Below are 5,878 nucleotides of genomic sequence, written 5' to 3'. Positions count from 1 at the left end.
GTTTCATTCCAAACGAGCAAAATCCTTCTACACTAAATCCAGCACGAGGATTTGTATCTTCTGCCAATCAGCATTCAGTGGATCCTTCTTATCCCTATTACATTTTTGATAACAGTTTTGAACATTATCGAAACAGAAGGTTAAATAATCGTCTCCGGGAAATGAATGAGATTACGACAAAAGATATGATGGCTCTTCAATTCGATAATTTCAACTTACACGCATCAGAGGCGCTTCCTGTGATGTTAAACTTGCTTGATTCCATCGATACCAGCCAAATGGATGAATCGGGGATAAAGTACCTGGCCCAACTAAGGGCTTGGAATTTCAATTACTACCCAAACCAAGAAGAACCTACTCTGTATCAGATTTGGTGGGAAAGACTTTATCACGGAATATGGTCAAAGTGGAAATCAAAGGAAAAGCCAGTCGTTCTGCCTAATAAATACCAAACAACAAAATTATTAAAGGATGAACCGGAAAGTGATCTTTTTGACAATCCTGAAACAGTAGAAAAGGAAATTGCCAAATCTTTAGTCAGAGCTTCGTTCTTTGAAATGGTAGAGAAAATCAAAGAAATTGAAACGGCTGACAAAGATTATTCTTGGGCAAATTATAAGAAAACTTCCATTTTGCATTTAGTGCCTAATTTCAAATCCTTCAGCCATATCAATGTTTATACAGGGGGAGGCACAGGGATTTTAAATGCAACAAGTGAAAGAAATGGCGCGAGTTGGAGGATGATTGTTGAAATGGGAGATGGGGGAGAAGCTTTTGGAATTTATCCAGGCGGCCAATCAGGAAACCCTGGAAGTAAATATTATGACAACCTGTTAAAAAAGTGGGCAAACGGAGAATATGTTGATGTTTCTTTAAAGTCAGTGGATAATTTCTCAAATCCACTTTTCATTACAGTATTTAAGAATTGATTTATGAAAAAGTTTCTGATTTTATTTATTCTTGTTGCCCTTCTTGTAATGCTTGTTGGTCCTTATTTACCCTATTGGGTTTTAATGATAGGAGTTGTCCTTTTGTCTTTTGTAGTTGGGGGTACAAAGTTGACATCATTTTTAAGCTCTGGATTCTCTTTTGGCCTGACTTGGATGGCGCTTGCTTTGTTTATTTCAATTAAAACCGATTCTGAACTTCCAAAAAGAATGGCTGAGCTGATGGGGTTGGAAAATGACAACCTGCTTTTATTTGGTACTGCATTTTTGGGATTTATCATTGGATCATTTAGCGGATTGACTGGCGCTATGTTAAGGAGGTTGTTCGAAATAAAAGATTGATTTATAATGAATTTGAGATATTTTGTTTTTCAAAAGCACTAGATTATTTGCGTTTTCAATCTTTCTTTTTCCAATTTACAATATGTTAGTCAAAAAAACTGAAAACATTTTGCTTTGTCTGCCAATACGAGTACTTTTGTTGCTCGGTTTGTGCATGTCACTTTTATGCTTGAATATTTAATTACGTCAAAGACCCGTTTAAAACTTTTAGTGAAGTTTTTCAGCAATGCCGAAAACCAAGGACATTTGCGTGGTCTAGCAGACGAGTTTGGAGAGTCAACCAATTCTATTAGAAAAGAGCTGAATCATTTATCCGAAGCCGGATTTTTGGTAAAAGTAGCTGATAAAAACAAAATTGAATACCAAGCCAATCCCAATCATCCATTGTTTTCCAACTTACAAGATATCATCCGAAATTACCTCGGGTTTGACCGGCTATTGGAGGCAGTATTGGAGAGAATGGGGGAAGTAGATGAAGTGATATTGACGGGTGATTATGCCCAAGGTATTGATTCAGGAACAATTGAGGTGGTTATAAAGGGAGAGTTTTTAAACGAAAGTTACCTTGATCACCTCACCGGAAGGATTGAGGAAATAATAGATAGAAAAGTAAAATTCAAAGTCAATACTGAGATTGATTCAAAAGATTGTCTCACCCTGTTTAAAAAATAGATTCTCGATTTAAAAAGAATTGAGGATAGTTTAAAAATTCTGAATAAGCACAATCAAAATGTGACTGAAAGGGCGAAGCTGTATGAGGTGCAGGAAGTAAAGTGCTATTTGTTTAATTATTTGAAGAGTTTGCCTTATTTTTCACACTTATAACCAAAATAAAATTTCACATTCTTCAATCATTGGGATAAACAATCCTCTTGTCCAAATCAAAGAGGTTAATATTTTCAAAATGAATAATAAAATTTACAATCAACTTTCGGTAATCAAATTCCTTTTTGTAGGATTGTTATTTGTTGTTATGGCTACATCCTCCTATGGCCAATCTATGTCAGATATACAAAACATTAAAGTTGATGATCTTTCAGATGCGCAATTGGAGCAGCTAATAAAAAGGGCTGAATCCTCGGGAATGACAGAACAGCAGTTGGAAGCAATGGCACGGGAAAGAGGGATGCCTGCAACTGAAGTAGCAAAATTGAGGCAAAGAATCAATCAGATAAGGAATAAAAGAAATGATACACAAAGTTCTGTTCCGCAGAATAATTCGGGGAGAGAATGGAATCAACCTGAAGTATTGATGCAAGAAAAAGAAATTCCAATGACTGAGCAAGAGAAGAAAATCTTTGGCTTTTCTCTGTTTAGAAACAATAACCTCACATTCACACCAAATTTAAATATTCCTACGCCACAGAATTATATATTGGGAGCCGGAGACCAACTTTTGATAGATATTTATGGGGCTTCCCAATACGAATATGATTTGAATATCAATAGTGAGGGTTTGATTTTTATCCCCAATGTTGGCCCTGTTAATTTGTCTGGATTGACAGTAGAGGCTGCAACATCAAGACTAACAAGAACCTTGAGTGCAATATATTCAGGATTAGGTGGTTCTGCCCCGAATACTTTTATGAAGCTAAGAATTGGGAATATCAGATCGATTCAAGTTTCAATGGTCGGAGAGGTTTTCACTCCCGGTAATTATACAATTTCCTCTTTTGCTTCTGTTTTTAATGCAATTTATGCAGCAGGTGGGATAAAGGAGAATGGATCCTTTAGAAATATAAGGGTTTACAGGAATAGTAAAATGGTGGCAGAATTGGACATCTATGATTTTTTGGTAAATGGAAATCAATCTTCAAATATAAGACTAGAGGACAATGATGTGATTTTAATTCCCCCCGTTGAGAAAAGAGTAGATATCAGTGGACCTGTAAGAAGGCCGGGGTTATTTGAAATGAAAAGCGATGAAAATCTGGAAGATCTCATCAAGTTTGCAGGTGGATTTTCTGATAAGGCCTATTCCAATGTAGCTACGGTTTTCCGGACAACTGAAAAAGAGTTCAAAGTTGAAAACATTGAAAGTGGCAATTTTGAAAATTTCGTTCCCAAAAGTGGGGACAGTTTTGTATTTGGGGAGCTTTTGAACAGGTATGAAAATAGGATACAGGTATCAGGTGCTTTAATGAGGCCAGGGACTTTTGCCTTGGAAGAAGGTATGGGGGTCAGCGATTTGATACAAAAAGCAGGTGGTCTGCGTGATGATGCCTTCATGAATAGAGCGGCTCTATATAGGACAGGGAATGATTTTTCTTTGGAAATGGTAACCGTGAACATTAGTGAAATTGTAAACGGTAATGAAGAAGACATTACTTTACAAAGAGAAGATATCTTGTATATTCCAAGCATTTATGACCTCAGGGAAGAATTTTATGTAATTATCAGTGGAGAGGTAAATAGACCGGGAACATTTGCATTTGCAGAAAACATGAGTGTTTCGGATTTGGTTTTTAGAGCAGGCGGTTTTAAGGAATCAGCAACGTCTTCCCAAATTGAAATTGCAAGAAGGGTTAAGGATGATATTTCAGGTAAGTTGGCTGAAATCATTCATATTAATATTGATAAGGAATTGAGGATTTTAGATGATGATTCAAATTTCACTTTGACTCCTTTTGACCATGTAATCGTCCGGAGAAATTCAGGATTTCAAAGAAGCCGTTTTGTTAGCGTAGAAGGAGAAGTTTATTACCCGGGTGAGTATGCGATTGCCCATGCTAATGAAAGAATTTCTGATTTATTGAAGAGGGCAGGAGGATTAAATCAGTTTGCCTATCCAAAAGGTGCAACCTTGATAAGGAGAAATGAGTTTTTCGAGGGACCCAGCGAGAATGAAATTAAATCAACAAATCTCTTAGGAGTAAAGAGGAATCTTCAAAGAATCAAAAGGGATACTACTGAGGCCGAGAAAATTTTATTGAATAGAATTGACCAAAAAATTGAAGAAAAAGGTGGGGGTCTATCCAGTAAACAAGGAGGGTTGTTGATTGATGAATTTAGAAAAGAAACTATTGAGGGCTTAGTTTCGCAGAGTGACTCTCTTGACTTTAGTATTGTCACAACTCAGGCTATGATAGGGATTAGCCTTTCAGAAATCATCCAAAATCCCGGAAGTGAATTTGACTTGATTTTACAAGAGGGGGATATTTTGAGTATTCCTAAACAATTACAGACAGTTAGGATGCGTGGAGAGGTTTTATTTCCAACAACTGCCCGATACAATGAGAATTTTGGGTTTAAATCATATATTTCGAGAGCAGGAGGTTTTACTGAAAAATCCAAAAAAAAGAAGTCTTATGTTGTGTATGCAAATGGTGACGTAAGGAGAACTTCTAACATTTTATTTTTTAAGTTTTACCCAAATATAGAACCTGGTTCTGAAATAATTATTCCAACCAAAAAGGAAAAGGAAGCAATGCCTTTGCAAGCCTGGTTAGCTATTTCAACAACATTAACAACCTTGGTTCTATTGTGGAATAATTTAAGTCGGTAATTTTAGATACCATCTAAAAATAATCTAGAAATAGTTTAATGGAACAATCAAAAGTTAACCCTACAATTCAAACAGATGAAATTGACTTGCTTGAGCTTGCCAAAACATCTTGGCTTAATCGAAAAATTATTGGGTCAATAACTTTTCTTTTCATTATTTTAGGAGTTTTGACAGCACTATTATTAGAGAAAGAATATACAGCAGGTTCGACATTTGTTCCTCAGACTTCAGAACCAAGTAAAGTAGGTGGTAGCCTTGGGGGCTTAGCTTCTTTAGCAGGGATTAACTTAGGAGCAATGGGTGGAGGAAGTGAAATTCCGCCAACATTGTACCCGAAAATTGTGTCATCAGTTAATTTCAAAAAAAATTTATTAGATGCAAAAATAAATCCAATTGGTTTAAACTATTCAATTTCATATAAAGATTATTATGATAGCCTACATAAAATAGCTTTCTTTCCTTTAGTATTCAAGTATACAATTGGTTTACCTTTTGAACTGATTAAATCCTTGAAATCTAACCCTGAAGGCATTGAAAATGAAATTGATATAGTTACAATTTCGAATGATGAATTTGAACATTTTAAAAGGTTAGAAAAGCAAATTTCAATACAGTACAACGAGAAAGAGGGGTTTGTTTCTTTAAGTTTTATTATGCCTGAACCTCTAATTTCAGCTCAAATGGCCAAATTTGCGGAGGAATTGCTTCAAAAGGAGGTTATAGAGTACAAAATTCAAAATGCTAGAGAGCAGTTGAAATTTACCCAAGAAAGGTTTGAGGAGAAGAGAATTGAATTTGAATCAGTTCAAAGGAAATTAGCCAATTTTAGGGATAAAAACCAAAACTTATCTTCCGCTTTGGTGTTAAATCAGTTAGAAAAATTGGAAAGTGAATATAATTTTGCATTCAATATTTATACAGAGTTAGCAAAACAATTAGAACAGGCAAAATTACAGGTAAGTCAAGATACTCCTATATTTTCTGTAATTCAGCCCGTTTCGGTTCCAATTGAAAAATCTGCCCCCAAAAGACCCTTTATAGTATTGATTTTCGCTTTCATTGGACTGATTTTGTCTTTGGGTTT

Annotated in this window: 5 protein-coding genes; all 5 read left to right on the top strand. The window is 35.6% G+C overall.

All coding sequences use genetic code 11. The annotated features are described in order from the left end of the window. Positions 1-929, top strand: a 929-nt coding sequence (locus tag ACZFYI_RS14470; protein WP_462524837.1) for a penicillin acylase family protein, incomplete at its 5' end; no start/stop codon positions are given. Positions 930-932: 3 nt separating this feature from the next. Then, positions 933-1,289: a hypothetical protein gene (locus ACZFYI_RS14465; RefSeq protein ID WP_462524836.1), complete on the top strand. Its 357-nt coding sequence runs from the start codon at positions 933-935 to the stop codon at positions 1,287-1,289. A 165-nt stretch (positions 1,290-1,454) separates the two neighbouring features. Next, a complete protein-coding gene (locus ACZFYI_RS14460) occupies positions 1,455-1,961 on the top strand; it encodes an ArsR family transcriptional regulator (RefSeq protein ID WP_462524839.1) in 507 nt (168 codons plus the stop codon). Between the two features lie 301 nt (positions 1,962-2,262). Then, positions 2,263-4,794 carry an SLBB domain-containing protein gene (locus ACZFYI_RS14455; protein WP_462524838.1) on the top strand — a complete coding sequence of 844 codons (2,532 nt, stop codon included), beginning with the start codon at positions 2,263-2,265 and terminating at the stop codon, positions 4,792-4,794. 38 nt (positions 4,795-4,832) lie between these two features. Continuing rightward, positions 4,833-5,878 (top strand): Wzz/FepE/Etk N-terminal domain-containing protein (locus ACZFYI_RS14450; protein WP_462524835.1); only part of this gene is annotated, 1,046 nt, incomplete at its 3' end.

The sequence above is a fragment of the Aquiflexum sp. genome, assembly GCF_977115555.1.
The sequence above is the reverse complement of the archived record's forward strand: the minus strand, read 5'-3'. Positions and strand labels throughout refer to the sequence as shown.